The organism is Helcococcus bovis, from assembly GCF_046035835.1.
GTDB classification, from domain to species: Bacteria; Bacillota; Clostridia; order Tissierellales; family Peptoniphilaceae; genus Helcococcus; species Helcococcus bovis.
Genome location: NZ_JBFNGB010000028.1, coordinates 1 through 19600 on the forward strand (window position 1 = coordinate 1; position 19600 = coordinate 19600).

Annotated in this window: 21 protein-coding genes; 2 read left to right on the forward strand and 19 right to left on the reverse strand. The window is 26.6% G+C overall.

Features of this window, described 5'->3' with window-relative positions:
• The 7 genes from ABGF48_RS07785 to ABGF48_RS07815 form a co-directional block, all read right to left on the reverse strand.
• Positions 1–750, reverse strand: a 750-nt coding sequence (locus ABGF48_RS07785) for a YSIRK-type signal peptide-containing protein (protein WP_408105771.1), incomplete at its 3' end; no start/stop codon positions are given.
• Between the two features lie 159 nt (positions 751–909).
• Positions 910–1416: an anaerobic ribonucleoside-triphosphate reductase activating protein gene (gene nrdG / locus ABGF48_RS07790; RefSeq protein WP_408105772.1), complete on the reverse strand. Its 507-nt coding sequence runs from the start codon at positions 1414–1416 to the stop codon at positions 910–912.
• Positions 1413–3557 (reverse strand): anaerobic ribonucleoside-triphosphate reductase, encoded by a 2145-nt coding sequence (gene nrdD, locus ABGF48_RS07795; RefSeq protein ID WP_408105773.1) that lies wholly within the window; start codon positions 3555–3557, stop codon positions 1413–1415. The genes nrdG and nrdD overlap by 4 nt, the downstream gene beginning before the upstream one ends.
• A gap of 167 nt (positions 3558–3724) precedes the next feature.
• On the reverse strand, positions 3725–4117 hold the full coding sequence (locus ABGF48_RS07800; RefSeq protein WP_408105774.1) for a hypothetical protein: 393 nt from the start codon (positions 4115–4117) through the stop codon (positions 3725–3727).
• Between the two features lie 55 nt (positions 4118–4172).
• Positions 4173–5294: an ABC transporter permease gene (locus tag ABGF48_RS07805; protein ID WP_408105775.1), complete on the reverse strand. Its 1122-nt coding sequence runs from the start codon at positions 5292–5294 to the stop codon at positions 4173–4175.
• Positions 5281–6351, reverse strand: a complete 1071-nt coding sequence (locus ABGF48_RS07810) for an ABC transporter permease (RefSeq protein ID WP_408105776.1) — start codon at positions 6349–6351, stop codon at positions 5281–5283. Before ABGF48_RS07810 ends, ABGF48_RS07805 begins: the two co-directional genes overlap by 14 nt.
• Positions 6348–7283, reverse strand: coding sequence for an ABC transporter ATP-binding protein (locus ABGF48_RS07815; RefSeq protein WP_408105777.1), 936 nt, complete (start codon positions 7281–7283; stop codon positions 6348–6350). Before ABGF48_RS07815 ends, ABGF48_RS07810 begins: the two co-directional genes overlap by 4 nt.
• A 92-nt stretch (positions 7284–7375) precedes the next feature.
• Here ABGF48_RS07815 and ABGF48_RS07820 point away from each other — a divergent pair, with 92 nt between their 5' ends.
• Together ABGF48_RS07820 and ABGF48_RS07825 are read left to right on the forward strand one after the other, a co-directional pair.
• Positions 7376–8437, forward strand: coding sequence for a sensor histidine kinase (locus ABGF48_RS07820; RefSeq protein ID WP_408105778.1), 1062 nt, complete (start codon positions 7376–7378; stop codon positions 8435–8437).
• Positions 8430–9038 (forward strand): response regulator transcription factor, encoded by a 609-nt coding sequence (locus ABGF48_RS07825; RefSeq protein WP_408105779.1) that lies wholly within the window; start codon positions 8430–8432, stop codon positions 9036–9038. Before ABGF48_RS07820 ends, ABGF48_RS07825 begins: the two co-directional genes overlap by 8 nt.
• A 92-nt stretch (positions 9039–9130) precedes the next feature.
• On the opposite strand, the gene ABGF48_RS07830 is transcribed toward ABGF48_RS07825, so the two are convergent.
• The 12 genes from ABGF48_RS07830 to rsxC form a co-directional block, all read right to left on the reverse strand.
• On the reverse strand, positions 9131–9532 hold the full coding sequence (locus ABGF48_RS07830) for a hypothetical protein (protein ID WP_408105780.1): 402 nt from the start codon (positions 9530–9532) through the stop codon (positions 9131–9133).
• 804 nt (positions 9533–10336) lie between these two features.
• Positions 10337–11026, reverse strand: coding sequence for an MgtC/SapB family protein (locus ABGF48_RS07835; RefSeq protein ID WP_408105781.1), 690 nt, complete (start codon positions 11024–11026; stop codon positions 10337–10339).
• 47 nt (positions 11027–11073) lie between these two features.
• Complete coding sequence (locus ABGF48_RS07840) at positions 11074–12267, reverse strand: MFS transporter (protein WP_408105782.1); 1194 nt, start codon at positions 12265–12267, stop codon at positions 11074–11076.
• A 76-nt stretch (positions 12268–12343) separates the two neighbouring features.
• Positions 12344–13201 carry an Rgg/GadR/MutR family transcriptional regulator gene (locus tag ABGF48_RS07845; protein WP_408105783.1) on the reverse strand — a complete coding sequence of 286 codons (858 nt, stop codon included), beginning with the start codon at positions 13199–13201 and terminating at the stop codon, positions 12344–12346.
• A gap of 31 nt (positions 13202–13232) precedes the next feature.
• The gene (locus tag ABGF48_RS07850; RefSeq protein ID WP_408105784.1) at positions 13233–13514 is read right to left on the reverse strand and encodes a cysteine hydrolase family protein; all 282 of its coding nucleotides are present in this window, start codon (positions 13512–13514) and stop codon (positions 13233–13235) included.
• Positions 13515–13615: 101 nt separating this feature from the next.
• Positions 13616–13849, reverse strand: a complete 234-nt coding sequence (locus ABGF48_RS07855; RefSeq protein ID WP_408105785.1) for a cysteine hydrolase family protein — start codon at positions 13847–13849, stop codon at positions 13616–13618.
• A 1-nt stretch (position 13850) separates the two neighbouring features.
• Positions 13851–14402, reverse strand: coding sequence for a 5-formyltetrahydrofolate cyclo-ligase (locus tag ABGF48_RS07860; RefSeq protein ID WP_408105786.1), 552 nt, complete (start codon positions 14400–14402; stop codon positions 13851–13853).
• Positions 14403–14472: 70 nt separating this feature from the next.
• Positions 14473–15045, reverse strand: coding sequence for an electron transport complex protein RnfA (locus ABGF48_RS07865; RefSeq protein WP_408105787.1), 573 nt, complete (start codon positions 15043–15045; stop codon positions 14473–14475).
• Entirely contained in the window at positions 15042–15644 is a 603-nt protein-coding gene (locus ABGF48_RS07870) for an Rnf-Nqr domain containing protein (RefSeq protein ID WP_408105788.1), read from the reverse strand. The genes ABGF48_RS07865 and ABGF48_RS07870 overlap by 4 nt, the downstream gene beginning before the upstream one ends.
• A 9-nt stretch (positions 15645–15653) precedes the next feature.
• Entirely contained in the window at positions 15654–17210 is a 1557-nt protein-coding gene (locus tag ABGF48_RS07875; protein WP_408105789.1) for an FMN-binding protein, read from the reverse strand.
• Positions 17207–18124 carry an RnfABCDGE type electron transport complex subunit D gene (locus ABGF48_RS07880; RefSeq protein ID WP_408105790.1) on the reverse strand — a complete coding sequence of 306 codons (918 nt, stop codon included), beginning with the start codon at positions 18122–18124 and terminating at the stop codon, positions 17207–17209. The genes ABGF48_RS07875 and ABGF48_RS07880 overlap by 4 nt, the downstream gene beginning before the upstream one ends.
• 9 nt (positions 18125–18133) lie before the next feature.
• Positions 18134–19444, reverse strand: a complete 1311-nt coding sequence (gene rsxC / locus ABGF48_RS07885) for an electron transport complex subunit RsxC (protein WP_408105791.1) — start codon at positions 19442–19444, stop codon at positions 18134–18136.
• Positions 19445–19600: the final 156 nt, after the last annotated feature.

A 19600-nucleotide genomic window follows, 5' to 3' on the forward strand; every position in this document is an offset into this window, starting at 1 on the left:
CGGTGCTGGCTCCTTCGGTGTTGTTGGTGCTGGCTCCTTCGGTGTTGTCGATGCTGGCTCCTTCGGTGTTGTTGGTGCTGGCTCCTTCGGTGTTGTTGGTGCTGGCTCCTTCGGTGTTGTCGGTGCTGGCTCCTTCGGTGTTGTCGGTGCTGGCTCCTTCGGTGTTGTCGGTGCTGATTCCTGATTAGGTTTTTTTGGCATAGGTGTTGATTCTATACTTTTAAATAAAGTTGACGAAAATTTTCTAATTTCTCCACCTGGTAATGATAAAGTAATATTTTCTAATCCCTTTGCCTTACTAATATCATATAATACTAACGTTTTAATATCTTTAGTATATCTTAATCTTATTTTATCCTCTGTCCTTTTATTATATTTAATTACGGACCTTGTAAAATTACCATCTGTCCCTAATATTTTTCCATTTTTTATTTCAATATATCCAGTATTTCCATAAGAGCTTCTTTCATATTCATATTCTATAGTATAATTTATCTTTTGTCCGTCTTTTAAATTAGTTACAACAATTATATCACCGTAATTATAAACTTCAATTTTTTCAGCTCCTAGAGAATTATTAGATATTGCACCCCCCGCTAACGAATCACTTGCATAAACTGTATTTTGAGAGTTTGATGGCCTTAAAACTCCTATATTCATAAACATACCAAAACCTAGTATAACCGAGCATAAACCCACACTCAATTTTCTCATACCATATTTTGGTTTTTTCTCAAATTTTCTATTCATTTTTCCTCCAATATTTTTATAAAATGTTCAACGAAATATTAACATTTTATTTTCAATATTACAAGTTTAATATTATTAGTTTTTTATCTAATTATTTTCAATAAAATTTTTTCCTATATTATACTGATTTTTATCCATTTCAAATAATAATTGTAATTTTTAATCTATATCTAAAACCTTAACTTTACCCGTTTTCAATGTTTCTTGAACGTCTATAACACGTTGATTTGATGAACCTCTGAACTTTAATCTTAAATCTCTAAATTCTTGTTTGAATGGACCATCGACAAGAATATCACATTCTTTCAACATTTCTAATCTGTCTGGATCTTCTATTAATTTTTCATAAATATATCCAGAATATGCCCAAATATGTTTTCCGGTTTCTTTTTTTACTCGTCTAATTATTTCTGTAAGCCATGTATTTTGAAATGGCTCACCTCCTAAAAGTGTTAATCCTTTTACTGCAGGATCTTTCATATATTCTAATACAAGATCTGTTTCCTTTTCAGTCCATTTATTTCCATAATTTGGGTCTTGATAAAGTTCATTAAAACATCCTGGACATTTATGAGTACAGCCTGTACAGAAAATTGTAACTCGTATTCCAAAACCATTTGCTACATCATACTTTCTAATTTGTCCGTAATTTCCATACTTTATCATATATGTAGCACCCTTGAATTTATCTCTTTTGTTCTACCTTCATTCCAAAAATTTTCACCAAGATATCCACATGTTCTTCTTATTACTGTCAATTTATCCTTATTTTTATTTCCACAATTTGGGCATTCCCATTCGCCATCATTGTTTACAACTATTTCTCCATCAAATCCACATTCATGGCAATAATCTGATTTTGTGTTAAATTCAGCGTACATAATGTGGTCATAGATAAATCTAACCAAAGTTTCAACTGCTTCAATATTATTTGTCATATTTGGAATTTCTGCATATGAAATCATACCACCAGTTGAAAGTTTTTGGAATTGTGATTCAAATTCAAATTTATCAAATACAGAAATATGTTCTCTGACATCAACATGATAAGAATTAATGTAATAACCTTTTTCAGTAACATCTTCAATGATTCCGAATCTTGCTCTATCAATTTTACAAAATCTATTAGTTAAACTTTCTGCCGGTGTCCCATACAATGCAAAGCCAAGTTTAGTTTCTTTTTTCCATTTGTCACATGCTTCTCTTAATTTTGTTACAACTTTAAGTGCAAAATCTTTTCCTTCTTTTGTATGAGATGTCCCAGTAATTAACTTAGTTGCTTCATATACACCAATATATCCTAAGGAAATTGTTGCATATCCATTCTCTAAATATGAATCAATTTTTTCACCTTTTTCAAGTCTTGCAATTGCACCATATTGCCAATGTATTGGGGAAACATCAGATGTTGCTCCTTTTAATAATTCATATCTTAAAAGCAATGCTCTTTTTGCAAGTTCTAATCTTTTTTCTAAAATTTCAAAAAATTTATCTTCACTATGATTTGATAAAATAGCTATTTGAGGTAAATTTAAACTTACAACTCCCATATTAAATCTTCCATCAAATTGGTAATTTCCGTATTTATCTTTCCATGGACTTAAGAATGATCTACATCCCATTGGTCCGAACACATTTCCCTCATATAATTCTTTCATTTTTTTAGCAGATACATAATCAGGATACATTCTTTTTGCGGTACATTTTGCCGCTAATTTTGTTAAATAATAATACTTCGAGTCTTCATGAACATTGTGTTCATCTAGTACATAGATTAACTTTGGAAATGCTGGAGTGACATAAACATCAGCTTCATTTTTTATTCCTTGCAATCTTTGACTAATTATTTCCTCTTGTATTAATGCTGCTTCTTTTTCAAATTCATACCCTGGTAAAAAATGCATAAATAATGTTACGAATGGAGCCTGTCCATTGGTCGTCATAAGGGTATTTATCTGATATTGAATCGTCTGAATACCATCTTTGACTTCTTTTTTAGTTCTTTTCCAAGCAACTTTTTTAGCTTTTTCTATATCAAATTCGATACCATAAATTTCTTGTTGCTCTTCTTTTACTAATTCTAAATATTTGTTGTATGATTTTCTTACGAATGGAGCAAGAATTGTGTCTATTCCATTTATACTTTGCCCACCATACTGACCACTTGCAACTTGTGCTATGATTTGAGTTGTAACTGTACATGCAACTTGGAAACTTTTTGGGGAATCGATTTTCTTACCATTTACAACCGTACCATTTGTAAGCATATCTTTTAAATTTATTAAGCAACAATTAAACATTGGTTGCATTATGTAGTCCATATCATGGAAATGAATTGCCCCCGTATCGTGAGCAAGTAATATGTCTGCTGGAATTAGCTTTCGTCTAGCAATATCCTTAGAAACTTCCCCAGCAATTAAGTCTCTTTGAGTACTTACAATTTTTGCATCTTTATTTGAATTTTCATTAATGACTTCATCATTTGATTTATTCAAAATCCCCATTACATCATTATCAATCGTATTCATTTTACGCTTAAATTCTTGAACTGATCTATAGCTTTCATATGCCTTTGCAGTTGCAATATTTCCATATTTTATTAGTCTATAATACACTTCATCTTCTATACTATGAATCGTAATTGGTTTTCCCATCTTCATCGCAATTTCTTCAATTTCATTTGCAATCTTCAATGCAAGACCTTCTTCAAAAATTCCAGTAAATGAATTCATTGCTTTTTCAATAGCGATTATGATTTTTTCTTTATCAAATTTATCAATTAATCCATTTCTTTTTATTACTTCCAAAACACCCTCCTTTTCAACCTTTACACTATATATAGTACTACAATTTTATTTTAAATACAATAATTTGTGTTTAATAAATAAAAATTTTAAAATAAAAGAGGCTAATGCAAAACAAATTTTTTAGTTATTTGCAACAGCCACTTTTAAATTTTTTAATATAAATCACTTTATTTTTTATAGTACTTTTCTATTAACCACCCAATTATAAAAATTATAAATATTAATAATATAACTGTAAAAATTGATAAACTAAATAAATAATAATTTAATTTTGTCATAAAAACTATAACTAAAGCTAATACTCCCATAACAAGAGCAATTTTATTAAGTTTATTATCAAATATTTTTTCTTTTAAATTTTTAAGTTTATCCGACATATAAAATACTGTAATTCCTGATATCATTAAAAATATTAATAAGATCCCAACTGTTACTCTCATTTCATATAAATTAATCGGTATAGGTGTAACAGCTAAATCCAATAATAATATTTCAAATAAAACTAATGCAAATGAATATAAAAATACACTTAAACTATTTAATTTTTTATTTTCTTTCATTAAAAACCCCTTATATGTTTTTTTTAATTATATCATTAAAGTTATTAATAAAAAATTATTTCATTATATTTTTCTTCTTCCTTATCAAAATAGCAAATAGTATTGAAGTTATCGCAAACAATAGCAATATCAAGATTTCTTGCCATGCATTTAATATTGAAAAATTATTTTTATAAATCATATCGATAATGTTCAAATAGTAATAATATGGAAATATTTTCGAAAAATTAATAATTCCTGAACTTAAAAATTCTCTTGGAATCATTATGCCTGATAAGAATGCAAATCCCATTCCTATCATTTGATTTATAGCATTTATTACTTGAAATTTATTTGTTATTGAAATCAAAAGGTTTGCAAAACCAATTGCTGGAAATATTAGTAAATACAGGTTAAAAATATATGGCAAACATTTTGCAAAATATTCTTTTCCAATAAATAAAAATGGAATTAATATTATCGGTATTAATGCAATTATCGACACTAACACCTGCCCAAGTGATGTTTCAAATATAAATCTCGCATCAGTTTTTGCAGAAATTTTGAATCTTTGCATAATATTGTTTTTAATAAATGAATTCATACTTAATGAAATCATTGAAAATACAACTGTAAAACACACAAATGCAGCCATCTTAAAGTAAATGGACAACCACAAATCAGTTGACTTATTTTGATTTTCTCCATAATTTTCAATATTAACATTAGTATTATTCAGCATTTCTAATACTTTAGAAGTATTAAGTTTATCATTTTCTGCTAAAGCATTTGCATAAACCATGAACTTATTTGCTTCATTTTTAATCAAAATTCCAGAATGATTTTTAGGACTTGATAGAAAAGTAATAGCTTCTTTTTTTGCCAAAATATTTTTTTCAAAGTCTGGATTTATGATTATAGCTACACCATATTTACTAATAAATAAATCTTTTTTCGCTGTGTTTTCATCAAATTTATCTAGTTTCACATTATTTTTCATCGATAAATATTTTATGAAATCCTTAGAAGATTGTGAATTTGAAAGATCATTTATCCCGATATTCAACCTGCTTAAACTTATATCTTCATTACCAGTTTGTGAAAATATCAATGTCATAAAAGTAAATATAGCAATATATGAAATTAATATAAATTTATATTTTAATGCAACTTTTAAATACGCCTTAAATACTTTCATAACGCCCCCTATTCATAAATACGAATGAAATTGTCAGAATAACTAACGATGAAACAAGCATAAGTCCAACATTTTCATACAAAATTTTAGTATCATTTAATACATTCACCCCATAAAGTGCATCCATTCCCAATGCAACTGGATTAATTTTTGATATAAATGGAACAGCCCCTTCAATTACTGATTTCATTTGATTATTCATCATACCTGTTAAAAATGCTAAAAATAGAGAAATTCCTACACCTAAACCTGTTTTCGCATTTAAGCTTAATTTATTTGTAACAGAAATTAATGCTCCTAAAGATAAGCCTAAAATATTTGCTGAAATTAAAATAATTGCAGTATATGGTAAGTTTTGTATAATAGATATGCCGTAAATATAAGTAATTACAAGAATTAGCAATATATTAGAAAATATATTTACTAAAAATCCAAAAACAAATGGTACAAATAATTTATTATATTTGCTTATAGGTGAAACACTTACTCTTGCACCAAATGCTGACAAATTTCCTTGATATAACGAATAAATTTGACAAGTCATAAAATACCCATAAATCATGTACATTGCAAGAAGTGAGTACATAAAAAATTTAATTGGACTTACTTCTGCATTCTTACTTGAAAAATAATTTGCATTGAAGTCATATTTTTCAATAGGAATATTTAAGTTTTGCATTTCTTTAATTTGTCGCACAACCGATTCAACTACATTGACCTTAAACGTGTAATTTACAGTATTTGAACTAGTTTTAATGTTTAGTTTTTCATCTACAAATGCATCTATTTTATTATTTTTTAGCGAAGAATTTTCTTCTCCTTTTTTTATATCTAATAAATTAAAAATATCAACTTGCTTGAAAATATAGCTATATTCATTTTTAGAATCTAACCCTACATTTATTTTTGATGCACTTTCTTTTCCAATGCTATTTAATGAAAAATAGAAAAATGATGATAAAATTATCGGATAAAGAATTATCCAAAATAGGACATCCTTATCTACAAATACTGATTTTACTAAATATTTTAAATTATGCATGAAATTTTTCATCATTCTCTCAACTCCTTACCTGTAAGTTCAAGAAACACATCATTTAGTGAAGGTAATTCATTAAAAATCTCTAAATATCCATATTTTTTATCATTAATATAGTTAATCACATTAACCAAGTTATTTTCTAATTTTGAAAATGTAATTTGATATTTATTTTCATCAATTTGTTCAACATTACTTACCCAAGATAAATTTTCCAACTCAGTTTGAATGTTTTCATAATATTTATCAAAAACAATTGTAACCTTATCTTTAATTGCAATCATGTGTTTTAATTCAGCACTTGTTCCTTTTACAATCGATTTACCTTTATCCATAATTACAATTTCATCACAAATTTTATCAACTTCTTCTAAATAATGACTGGTATAAATTATTGTAGCACCATTTTCATTTAATTTTTTAATATTATCCAATATAAAATTTCTACTTTGAGCATCTACTGCAACTGTAGGCTCATCTAAAAATAGCAACTTAGGTTTATGAGAAATTCCACATGCAATATTCAATCTTCTTTTTAATCCACCTGATAATTTTTTAGGATAAAATTTTCTAAATTTTTCCAATCCTACAAATTTAATCGCTTCATTTACATATTCTTTTATAGTTTTTGAATCATTTATGTAAAGACCACAAAAATATGAAATATTATCTTCAACAGTAAGTTCATCTAAAAAAGCTAATTCTTGAGGTACTATACCAATTTTTCTCTTTATCCCATAACTATTATCTTTTAACTTTTCATCAAATACTTTTATTTCGCCTTTATTATATTTTAACAATCCTAAAACAGTGTTAATTACAGTAGTTTTTCCAGAACCGTTTGGCCCAAGTAATCCAAGTATTTGTCCTTCTTTCACTTCTAAATTAAAATGGTCTAAAGCAACCAGATCTTTATATCTTTTAACTAAATTTTCAACTTTTATTATCATTTTTCCCCTCCTAATGATAAAATAACATATAAGATACATTTACATAAGTAAAAAATGTAATTAAATAACGTGACAAATGTAATGGAGACTTTATGAAAAAGCTAATCGATAATTTTTTAATATTAATTTCAATAATTTTTATATTATTTACATTCCAAATTTTTACATTGGATAATAAATTCATGATTTTACTATTAATTTCTCTTTCATTAAATTTTTTCATTATATTGTTGAATGACAAAATGGCTAAAATCATTGTATTTGCAATATTTCTAATATATTCAACTTATAATATTAATGCATTGTATTTTACCCCAATTTTAGTTTTTAATTTATTTGAAGAATTTAATAATAAATTATTACTTTTAATTTCGTTACCTATTTGCTTTTTTGATTTCAAAATATATGCAATAATAGGATTTTCGTATTATTTATTTATTCAAAATATAAATTTAGAAAAGATATATTCAAAATATATGAAAGCTAGGGACGAATACGCAGAACAAAATATAATTTTAAGGAATGAGAAACTAAATTTACTAAAAAAATATGAACGTGACAAGCAACTTTCAATCATTCATGAAAGAGAAAGAATCGCAAAAACTTTACATGAATCAATTGGTCACACAGTTTCTGCAAGCATAATACAAATAGAAGCAATTAAAGTAATTTCAACCGATGAAAATGTTACAAAGCAATTAAACTCATTGCAGAATAATCTTAAAACAGGTATGAACGAAATCAGAGAAGCACTTCACAACTTGAAAAATCAAAGCATTGATTTAGAGAAAAAAGTCTTAGAGTTACTTGAAAATTCCAGATTTGAAAATAATAAAATTAATATTTTAAACTGTGAAAATCTGAATATGAACTTAAAATTTGATATAATTTCGATTGTTAAAGAGTCAATCACAAACGCCTTGAAATATTCGAATGCTGATTTTATGAGCATTAGCATTATTAATAATCAAAAATATATTTCAATAAACATTTCAGACAATGGAATTAATTTTGTAGACATTTCACAAATAAAAAAAGGTATTGGCTTAATTTCAATAAAAGAGATAGTTGATTTTTACAATGGAAATTTAAATATTTCATACAATAATGGATTTAATATCCATATTATACTAATGGAGAACATACATGACTAAAATTATACTTATTGATGATGACAAATTAATATGTGATTCACTTAAAATTATTTTAGAATCTAAAGGTTACGAGGTGTCCGGTATATCCCATAACGGCATCGATGGATTTGATTTATTTGAAAATACACATCCCGATCTAGTCCTTATGGATATAAGAATGAAAGAGCAAAACGGCATAGAAACCAGTGAAAAAATCTTAAAAAAATATCCTGATGCAAAAATATTACTTTTGACCACATTTAAGGACGAGAAATACATAACCCGTGCAATATCAAATGGAGTAAAAGGTTACATTCTAAAAGACAATTTTTCATCTTTATTGTCAAGTATTGAAACTGTACTTAGTGGAAATATCGTATTTGATAGTGAAGTTGTCCAAAGCATTTCAATTCATAAAAAATCTGATGTAACTATTGAAAATATCAATCAAAAAGAAATGGAAATAATCAAATTAGTTGCTGAAGGACTAAATAATAAAGAAATAGCAGATAAATTATTTTTAAGTCAGGGAACTGTAAGAAATTATCTTTCTACGATATTAGATAAATTAAATTTAAGAGATAGAACTCAGCTTGCTATTTATTATTTGAATAATAAATAAGTAAAATTATATTAAAAATAAATATTTTTATTATTAAAAAATTGAGAATTAGAAGTCATAAATTCAGACTTCTAATTCTCTCAACCATTTTACTATATTCCCAATTCATCATTTAACAAATTTTGCAATTCTATTAATGAATCTACCTTTACCTTTGAATTATACTGATATTTATTATCTTCTTTTATAATTCTTATATGCTTTTTTGAAACTTCAAAAGTAAAATTATCAAATATTATAGTCGGACTGTTTCCTTTTAATGATTCGTAACTCACTTTTTTAAAATTGCTCTCATTTAAATTATTTATCAATTTTTGAACTTTATCCTTAAAGTCTTTTGATAAAATATCTTTTTTTACTCTAGCTCCTTCAGACTCAATAGATATTATATTAGAATAATCTTTAATATCTATACCAAATTTATAATTTCTATTACATCCAACAAGAACTATAGTCATAAATATAAACATTATTAATATATTTTTAATTTTCATTTTATTTTACCTATATTTTTAATATACCCTGCATTCCATTTGTATACAGTAGAACTTTTTGTATTTATCAATTTAGAATCCATATCCATATATTGTGTAAAATTATACCATGGATTCCAAAAAGAATATGTATTATTGGTGTTGTTATACCCAAAAATTACTAATGCATGTTGACCTTTAGAAGATGTATTAGTACCTCCTATAAGAATATAATTAAAAATCTTAATTTTTTTCTCATAATTTTTGCTCCTATAATATATAACTTCGTTTTCTAATAATATTAAATTCCATTAATATTAAACATTGGAAACACCTCCATTATTTCTTTTTTTTAATTATAAATTATTTTTTTGTGTGCGTCAATCGATTTCAAATTATGGTTTAATATTTGAATAAACTCTCTAAGGATCAAAAATATAAATATATCTCTGTTAAATTATTTGTTATGTTCATATGTAATTAATTTCCAATTATTGTAAGAAATTTCCAATTATTGTAAGAAATTTCCAAAATATTGTAATAAATTTATTCATTTGTAAAATATAAATTAATAAGCAAAAAAATATTACAAAAAAGTATTATAAGTTTTATTTATTACCGTAAATGCGTATAATTATTTACTACATATATATTTGCTTATCTTCCTTTATTATATGAATTCGTTACAACAAACTTTTTAAATTCTGTATTATATTTTGTCACAAAAAAAGACCTCCAAAAAATTGGTCTCTAGATCCAGCTTTTTAAGGTCATTTCTAATTAATAATTTTTTTTAGATTGGATTAAAATATCTATTTTTAGGTCTTAATCAAACTCACCAAATTCAATACATACAATATTTTCTAAATTAGATAATTTATATGCTAAGTCCGAAAATGAGATTGACTTTTTTGTATTTATTCTATATACATGAGTTGTATATAATTTATTATTTTCTGTAGATGTGTTCATCCCTATTATTTCAAATTTTGGGTCAAAACTTTTTATCGCGTTAATAATTTCTTCAGTAGTATTTTTATTCGATAAATATTTAATAGTAAATTCTTGTGTTCCATGGATTACAATTATTCTCTTAAAAAATATCAACACCACCAATATTAATAAACCACTCAAAATACCTACTTCGTAATATCCCATACCAAATGCAAGTCCTATAGCAGATACACACCATATTGAAGCAGCAGTAGTTAAACCTGTTACACTTCGTTTAGTAACTATTATTGTACCAGCTCCTAAAAAACCTATTCCGCTAACAACTTGAGCTATCAGTCTAACAGCATCAATACTGACATTAATATCTTTATTTAATCCTGAGACAAATGCTATTGTATTCATTTGAATTAGAGATATTGTTGCGGCACCCATTCCAACTAAAATATGAGTTTTAAGCCCAGCGCTTCTATGGCTTTTCTCCCTTTCAAGACCAATAAGTCCAGAAAATATCATAGATAAAATTAATCTTATGAAAATTTCACTAATTGATAATCTATCCATTTTATCCCCCCTTTTTTCTATATATAGAATATTATAACATTTTGAGACTATTTTCCAAATTTTACTCTTGAATACGTCATTGAAATAAATGATATTAGCATCACTAAAATTCCTAATAAAAAGAATGTAATTAAATTTATACTTCCAGGGATTTTTGATAAAACAAATGTACCTAATGGCATCAAAATAACTGCTACTGTAAATACACAAGAGAATACTCTTCCCATAAGTTCATTCGGCACTTTTATTTGTATTTGACTTAAATAGTGAATATTAAATATTGTCATAAAAAATTCTACAAGAAAATTCCCAAATAAGAATACAATTATTGGTAAATTAACAAATTTATACAATCCTATCACAGAAATTCCCAATCCACTTAAAATTAAATTAATATGTAAATTTCTCATGGTTGATTTCACTTTATATGAAACTAGTGCTGCTAAAATACTTCCTAAAGCTCCTAAACTTAGCATTGTCGCAAAAGCTCCATTCATTGAAAATAATTTATCCGAATAAGGAAGAATGTATGCAAATCCAGCAAACATAAAGTTAATTAAAGATGCCAAGATTAATAGCAATAAAATTTCCTTTTCTTTATAAACAAAAATTATTCCGTCTAGAATGTCGCTTAAAACAGATTTTAAACTAGTTCCTTTCTTTGATTCTATCTGATATTTAATTTCTTCAATTTTTATCATTTTAATACATATAAATGATAGTAAAAAGCTTAATGCATCAATCAATAAAATTACTCTAAGACTTGTAAATTGTATTACAATAAATGAAAATATTGGCGAACAAACGCTAATTACCTGATTTGTAATTTCAAGCTTTGAGTTATAATTTACAATCTCATCTTTTTCAACAACTTCCGTAATAATTGATTTATTAGCAATTCTTGAAAATGAACTGGATACTGCAAGTATTATATTTACAATTACTAACGTGTATAGCATCAAATTATTATTTGAAACAAATGAAGCTAAAAGACAAGAGATAAAGCATATAAAATCAGTGTATAACAATATTTTACGTCTCTTAAATCTATCCACTAATGCACCACTTATTGGATTTAATAAAATAGATGTCAATGTATCTGCCATTTGATAATACGCCAAAAATTTCTTACCAATGTTACCCATGGATGCCAACCATATAGAATTTCCATAATCATAAAATATATTTCCTATTTTGTTTATTCCTCTGCTTAACAGCAGTTTTTTGATTGTTTTATTCATAAAAAACCTCCTAAATAATATAGATTATTATATCTACATTATTTAGGAGGTTTAATTATTTCGCATATATGCGAATTTATATTATTACAAATTTATCAAAATGTTCTTGATAATTTTTTGCGTGGTAATCACAATTCAGTAATTTGAATGTTTCTATAATTTTATTCATCATTTCAACACCTGCGCTATCTCCTTTTTTATAAAGTAAAAATGCTTCACTATACTTAAGTATCATTCTTTCATAAACTTTCGTTTCTCCACCGACAATTTCCTTTAATTTTTCGTTAATTTTTTCTGCTTCTTTTATATCATCTCTCTCTATTAATTTTAAGAATATATTTAATGAAGTAATCATTACTAAATGTTTATGAACTGAGCTTTTTTTATACTTTTCAAAATTTTTAAATATCTCATCAAAGAAATACAACATACGCTTTGTACTAAAAAATTCATACAAATTTCCAATTAACTGGATTTCCAATATCCCCCAGTTTTCAGTTACAAATAAGTGATCTACAACTTTTTGAAGATCATCATCTGATAGTTTAGTTTCATTTATCTTACATATAAATCCTTTAAATAAAATTATATATAAAGGATAAAAAATATTATCTGGATTTAACTTTAATTTATTTTCATTTAATACGATCAATTCATTAAATCCATCTATATTCTTTTCATAATGATATTTTACAACCTTGGACATCATATTAACTACTTCATATTTTTCATAATCTCTAGCATATATCATAAATTCATCAACAGTTATACCAATTTTATTAAGGATAAAAATGAATTTACCTATTGATAAATCTGTTTCTCCTCTTTCAAACCTTGAAACTTGTGAAACTGATATTTCATCAGATGCTATTTGCTTTAATGTATAATTTTTATCTTTTCTAATTTTTTGAAATACTTTTCCGTAATTATTCATAATTTTACCTATTTTAACAATTTTATTATAATTATTTTTTTATTATCCTTGCTCCAAGTACATTTTTCATATGATTAATCAAAAATTCATTTTGTAAATCCGTTAAACTTGCTACTGCAGATTCAACAACTTCAATATTATATCCTCTTTCATAAGCATCAATTGCAGTATGTAATACACAAATATCTGTCAATAAACCTGCTAAAACTGTCGTGTTTATTGATCTTTTACTTAATAATTGATTAAGTTTTGTAAATGCAAATGCCGAATAATATGTTTTATCTAAAAATACAACATTATTACTTTCTTTCACTTGATTAAAGAAATACCCCAATTTTCCATAAGTATTTCTACCGTCTGCGCCAAATATATAGTACGGTGGAAATAATTTACTCTCTGGATGAAATTCATCATTTAATTTATGAGCGTCAAAAACGAAAATACATAATCTCCTCTTTTGTATGATTCTTTTGCTAAATCAGTTATACTACCTTCTATTTCTTGTACACGCTTTCCAATTGTTAGTTTTCCATTATCTGCAATAAAATCATTGCAATAATCTATCAAAATCAATGCTTTTGCCATTATTTTACCACTAATATTAAATATTTCTATTAAATAATAACATATTAAGCATAAATATTTCATTTCAATTTTTATCTGTCAAAACATGTTCAAATTTAATATCATGTTTTTCAAAAGGAATATTATCATAAATCATCTTTTCTCTACATAAAATAAAAGAATTTTTTATAGACTTATTTTCAAAAAATCTGTCATAATATCCCCCGCCATATCCAAGGCGATATCCTTCTTTATTTGCTGATATACATGGAATTATTGATAAATCTATTTCTTCAAAATTTATCTTTATAGAATTTTTTATTGGCTCTAATATTCCAAATTTACCTTCTTTTAACTCACTTAAATCCATTATTTCTCTAGCTTCCATAATACCTTTTTTTAAGCACAATGGAACAAATACTCTCTTATTGTCTATTAAAGCTTTTTGTAAAAATTTAATTGTTGAGACTTCTCCATCTATACTTAAATAACAAAAAATATTTTTTGCATTTTTATATGACTCTAATGAAATTAATTTTTGATAAATTAATTCATCAGATTTTTCTATGTATTCTCTTGATAAATTTTTTCTTTCAAATAATAATTTTTCTCTTAATTTATTTTTTAATTCGTTCATAAAAATATCCTCAAAAATATTTTACAATAAAAAAGGAATGCTGCATACACAACATTCCAAATATTATTTATTAAATTAATCCCTTAAATCCATAAAAAGCTAATGCCATTAATCCTAAGGCAAACAATGTTATAGGTTTTTCTAAAAAATGTCTTGGTAGATTAGCGTATTTATATTTTTCGTTAATTGCATTTAATAATAATGTCACTAATACAAAACCTAGTGAAACTCCAAAAGCATAAGCAATTATGCTTAAAATATTGTAATTATTAGATACTACAATTAGTGCAACACCTAAAATCATACTATTTGCTGTAACTGATGGTAAATAAGATTTTATATCTTCATATTCCTTCTTAGAAGTAACAGCTACTAATGAATAAAATATTTCTATAACAAGAACCACAATTATTACAAATGATAATATTTTCAAATATTCTAAGTTAAATTTAAGTAAAACATAATCATAGAATATTTTAGAAACTATTGAAGAAATAACTGTAACAAATGTTATAGATAGTCCCATTGTAATTGTTGATTCTAAATCTTTTGATGATGCAACTGCAGGATTAACTCCAAAAATTTGTGTTAGTACCATATTATTAACCAAAACTGCAGCGATAATTATACTAATGTATGTCATTTTCTTGCCTCCTTTAATTTTCTACTTCTTGTATACCAATTTGAAAAAGCAATAAATAAACCTAATAGTATAAATGCCATCATTGGTTCATTAAAAGTTTTAATTGTAAAGTCAGAAGGTATTATTCTAATTCCGTAAATTGTACCATTTCCAATCAATTCTCTTATAACGGCTAATACAACTATTACTAAAGTATATCCTAAACCTGTTGTAATCGAATCAATTACAGAACTTACAACACCTGAAGTAATTGCATGCTTTTGTAATCTACTCAACATTATAGAGTTCACAGCAATTAAAGAGGTTAAAATCCCCATTGATTGATAGGTTATTGGATAGATAGATTTTATTGTCATCTCTGCAATTGTAGCAAAAGTAGCAACTATAATCATTAAAAATAAAATTTCATGGTCTTCATTTATAAATGATTTCAATAATGAAACTACTAAACTTGATAAAACTAACACAAATGTAACTGCTAATGCCATAATAATTGCTGGCTTAAGTGAATTGCTTAAAGCTAGGATTGATACAAATCCAAGACTTTGAACTAAAACTGGATTATTCATAATTATATTATCTAAATATGATTTTTTCATATCAACCTCCTAATTACCATTAACTACATTTGCATCTTTTGAGTCATTAAATGCTTTTATAGCTGAATTCATACCTTTTAACATTCCTTCAGTAGTAAATGTAGCACCTGAAATTCCATCAATATTTTTACCAGTTGCAAATGTATCTATTTCTTGTAAATTTTTACCAATTATATTTTTCTTAAATGCTTCACTTTCGATTTCAGCACCATATCCTTCTGTTTCACTATGTGAATATACAATAAAATCTTGAATTTTGCCTTCTAAATCCACTAATAATCCAAATTCAATTTTTCCAGCAAAACCGTCAGTATTAACATCTAAAATTTTCCCTACTTCTTTTCCATCTTTATATGCAAGAGAAATAGCGACAACTTGTTCATTTGTTCCTTTATCTAAAGGTTTTGATTCATCTATTGTCTTAAATTTTTCTTTATGATCATATTTCGGTTTGCTTTCTTCAGTTTTTTTGTTTAATTCTAGTTTTTCAAATTTAGAATTATCAGATTTAACTTTATCAAATTTTACAAGTCCATCAATTGCTGCATTTAGTGAATCTTGCATTGCATTTGATGTAACAGTAGCTCCAGAAATTAATAAAATATCCTTTTCTCCTTTAGGATTTTTTCTTAATTTTATTGCATTTGCCAATATATTTTTATCTAAATTTAATCCCTTAAAAATGCTTGTATATTGTTCATCCTCAATATATGCACCTAAGCCTTCAGTTTCACTATGAGATGCTACAAGTATATCGAATACTCTGTATTCTCCATTAAGTCTTAACATTAAATCTATTTTACCACCATATCCTTTTGCAGCCAGTTGTAAAATATATGAATCAAATTTATCACCAAATGTAACTTTTACAATTCTTTTTACAAATTCATTGTAAATTGGATCATTTTCTTTTCCATTTTCTTTAAATTCTTCAAACGTATAGTCTGATAAATCATTTGGTAAAAGATCTTTATATTTTGTTTCATAATATGAAGTTTCTTCAGCAATAGGTTTTACCTTATCAGATAAAGTACTCAATTGATTTACAATCTGTTTTAACTCATTAATCATAGCATTTGTGGTAATTGTCGCCCCAGAAATAGCTGTAATTTGACCGTTTTCCTTATCACCTTCACCAGCTGATATTTTACCAGTTGAAACATTTACATCTTTTACTCCATTTGTAAATTCTTCTGTTTCAACAGAAGCACCATATCCATCTGTTTCTGATTGTTCTAAAACTTTTAATCCTTTAATAACTCCATCATTTGAAATACCTACTAAAAAATGTATATCGCCGCCAAATCCTTCTTTTGATACAGCATCGAATACATATCCTATAGGAGAAGATCCATCAGTTACTTCTAAAACCTTATTAATAGTTTCAGCTTTATCTTTAACTTCAATTTCATTAAATTCTTTTCCATCTGCAAAAACTTCTACATAAGGACTAGAAACTCCTTCATCACTATTCATACTTACAAATAATTTATTCAATCCGTAAATAAAAGCTACCGAAATTATTAAAACTAATAATAATGTAATTATTGATTTTACTTTTTTCATTTTTTAGCCTCCTTTACTCCAAACACTGTTGTTTTTACGTATTTATCAATTAAAGGAACAAATACATTCATAACTAAAATTGCAAATGATACTCCTTCTGGATAGCCCCCATAAATTCTTATTAACACAGTTAATAAAGCAGCTCCAAAAGCATAAATATATTGTCCTTTAGGTGACATTGGTGATGACGAATAATCTGTAATCATAAATACAGCCGCTAAAATTAGTCCACCTGAGAAAAGTTGATAGATAGTATCCATAACGTCATATTTTAATATAAATAGGAAGAATGCTGACCCAAAGAAATATGTTAGTGGCATTCTTAATTTAATTACACCTCTTGCAACTAAATAAACCAAACCAATTAATATTGCTAACTTTGAAACTTCACCTATTGTACCTGGAATATTCCCTAAAAATAAGTCTAAAAATTCAGCTGGTTTTCTACCTAAAGGAGTAGCAGATGCTAGACCATCCATTGTAAAATTACCCATTTGAGCTGGCCAAGTAATCATCAAAAATACTCTTCCTGCTAATGCTGGATTCATAAAGTTTTGACCAATACCTCCAAATAATTCTTTAACTATAACAATAGAAAAAATTGCACCTACTATCGTCATCCAAAACGGAAATGTAACCGGCAAGTTGAATGCTAATAATATACCTGTTACGACTGCAGATAAATCTCTTACTCTTACTTTTTTATGCATCAATTTGTGCATAACTAATTCTGATAAAACACATGCTGCCACAGAAACTAAAATTAAATATAATGATCTTAATCCGAAATAGTAAATTGATGCTGCTAAAGCAGGTAACATAGCTATTATTACATCTAACATTACTATTTGTGTTGATTTCTTATTTCTAATATGTGGAGCAGGAAAACTTGAAATATTTAATGTATGTGCCATTATATCCTCCTAATCCTTCAATTCTCTTACTAAACGTTTACCTTCTTTGAAGGTTTCAACAAGAGGAATATGTGATGGACAAATATATGAACATAAACCACATTCTATACAACTCATAATATTATTATCCCTTGCACCTCTTGCATCCTTGTTTCTAACTAATTCAGCCAAAAGGAATGGTTGTAGCCCTACTGGACAAACTTCAACACATGAAGAACACTTGATACATGGCTCTTCTTCTGGATATTCTGTCTCTGATTTTGATAATGCCAAAATACCATTTGTTGGTTTTTCCAATGGAATTTCCATATCATCTTTGGATAATCCCATCATTGGCCCACCTAAAACTAATCTGGAAATATTTTCATCTACTCCACCTAAAAATTCTAATGCTTTTGAAATTGGAGTACCAAATTTAACTAATGCATTAACTTTTTGCTTCATTGATTCCCCTGAAAATGTGACAATTCTTTCATAAAGCGGAATATTGTTACATACAGCTTTTTTTATAGACAATGCAGTTGTAGCATTTGATACAATTACCCCAATATCAAATGTATGTTTACCAAAAGGTACTACTTTTCCAAGTGTAACATCTATAACTCTTTTTTCATCCCCTTGAGGATACTTAGCTTTAGCAACTACAACTCTAATATTATTTTCATCTTTAACAGCTTCTTGCATAGCGTTGATTGCTTCCGGCTTGTCATCTTCAATCAAAATATGCCCATTTTTCGCATTTAACGTATGCATTTCAATTTTTAAACCTGTAACTATATCTTTCGCAAAATTTCTCATAGTTACATCATCTGATGTTAAATAAGGCTCACATTCTGCACTATTTATGATTACATCTTCAATCGGAACTGGTGGATTCAATTTTACATGAGTAGGAAAACTTGCTCCTCCTAATCCTGTAATACCAGCATCTTCAATTATTTTAACAATTTCATCTGAAGATAACTTAGTATAATCTCTATCCATTAATTCATATCCTAATTCATTCTTGTGATCATTTTCAATGAAAATACACTTTACGTGATTCCCTCTTGTTGCTGTTGAATACTCAATTTTTACAACTTTACCTGATACACTTGAGTGTATGTTTGCTGAGATTGCCCCCACTTTCTTCGCAATCATTTGACCAACTTTTACATAATCCCCCACCTGAACTATTGGCTCACTTGGTGTACCAATATGTTGTAAAAGTGGGATTTTCACCATGTCTGGTGCAGGTATCTCTATGTACTTATTTCCACGGCTTAATTCTTTTTTACTATGAATATGAAATCCGCGCTTAAATGTCTTTTTTAATACCATTGTTTTCTCCCTTTAATTAATTTTGATTATACCAATCTTTTAAATTATATCATATCAACAAAAAATTATCATATTGAAATTGAACAAATCCCTCAATTTTTAAGATATTAAAAATAACTTAATTTTTAAGATATTAAAAATAACTTAATTTTATAT

Excerpts from the sequence above, each read along its gene's own strand:
- nrdG (WP_408105772.1), bottom strand. The coding sequence starts at position 1,416 with ATGATAAAGTATGGAAATTACGGACAAATTAGAAAGTATGATGTAGCA.
- ABGF48_RS07800 (WP_408105774.1), bottom strand. The coding sequence starts at position 4,117 with ATGAAAGAAAATAAAAAATTAAATAGTTTAAGTGTATTTTTATATTCA.
- ABGF48_RS07805 (WP_408105775.1), bottom strand. The coding sequence starts at position 5,294 with ATGAAAGTATTTAAGGCGTATTTAAAAGTTGCATTAAAATATAAATTT.
- ABGF48_RS07810 (WP_408105776.1), bottom strand. The coding sequence starts at position 6,351 with ATGATGAAAAATTTCATGCATAATTTAAAATATTTAGTAAAATCAGTA.
- ABGF48_RS07815 (WP_408105777.1), bottom strand. The coding sequence starts at position 7,283 with ATGATAATAAAAGTTGAAAATTTAGTTAAAAGATATAAAGATCTGGTT.
- ABGF48_RS07820 (WP_408105778.1), top strand. The coding sequence starts at position 7,376 with ATGAAAAAGCTAATCGATAATTTTTTAATATTAATTTCAATAATTTTT.
- ABGF48_RS07825 (WP_408105779.1), top strand. The coding sequence starts at position 8,430 with ATGACTAAAATTATACTTATTGATGATGACAAATTAATATGTGATTCA.
- ABGF48_RS07830 (WP_408105780.1), bottom strand. The coding sequence starts at position 9,532 with ATGAAAATTAAAAATATATTAATAATGTTTATATTTATGACTATAGTT.
- ABGF48_RS07835 (WP_408105781.1), bottom strand. The coding sequence starts at position 11,026 with ATGGATAGATTATCAATTAGTGAAATTTTCATAAGATTAATTTTATCT.
- ABGF48_RS07840 (WP_408105782.1), bottom strand. The coding sequence starts at position 12,267 with ATGAATAAAACAATCAAAAAACTGCTGTTAAGCAGAGGAATAAACAAA.
- ABGF48_RS07845 (WP_408105783.1), bottom strand. The coding sequence starts at position 13,201 with ATGAATAATTACGGAAAAGTATTTCAAAAAATTAGAAAAGATAAAAAT.
- ABGF48_RS07855 (WP_408105785.1), bottom strand. The coding sequence starts at position 13,849 with ATGAAATATTTATGCTTAATATGTTATTATTTAATAGAAATATTTAAT.
- ABGF48_RS07860 (WP_408105786.1), bottom strand. The coding sequence starts at position 14,402 with ATGAACGAATTAAAAAATAAATTAAGAGAAAAATTATTATTTGAAAGA.
- ABGF48_RS07865 (WP_408105787.1), bottom strand. The coding sequence starts at position 15,045 with ATGACATACATTAGTATAATTATCGCTGCAGTTTTGGTTAATAATATG.
- ABGF48_RS07870 (WP_408105788.1), bottom strand. The coding sequence starts at position 15,644 with ATGAAAAAATCATATTTAGATAATATAATTATGAATAATCCAGTTTTA.
- ABGF48_RS07875 (WP_408105789.1), bottom strand. The coding sequence starts at position 17,210 with ATGAAAAAAGTAAAATCAATAATTACATTATTATTAGTTTTAATAATT.
- ABGF48_RS07880 (WP_408105790.1), bottom strand. The coding sequence starts at position 18,124 with ATGGCACATACATTAAATATTTCAAGTTTTCCTGCTCCACATATTAGA.
- rsxC (WP_408105791.1), bottom strand. The coding sequence starts at position 19,444 with ATGGTATTAAAAAAGACATTTAAGCGCGGATTTCATATTCATAGTAAA.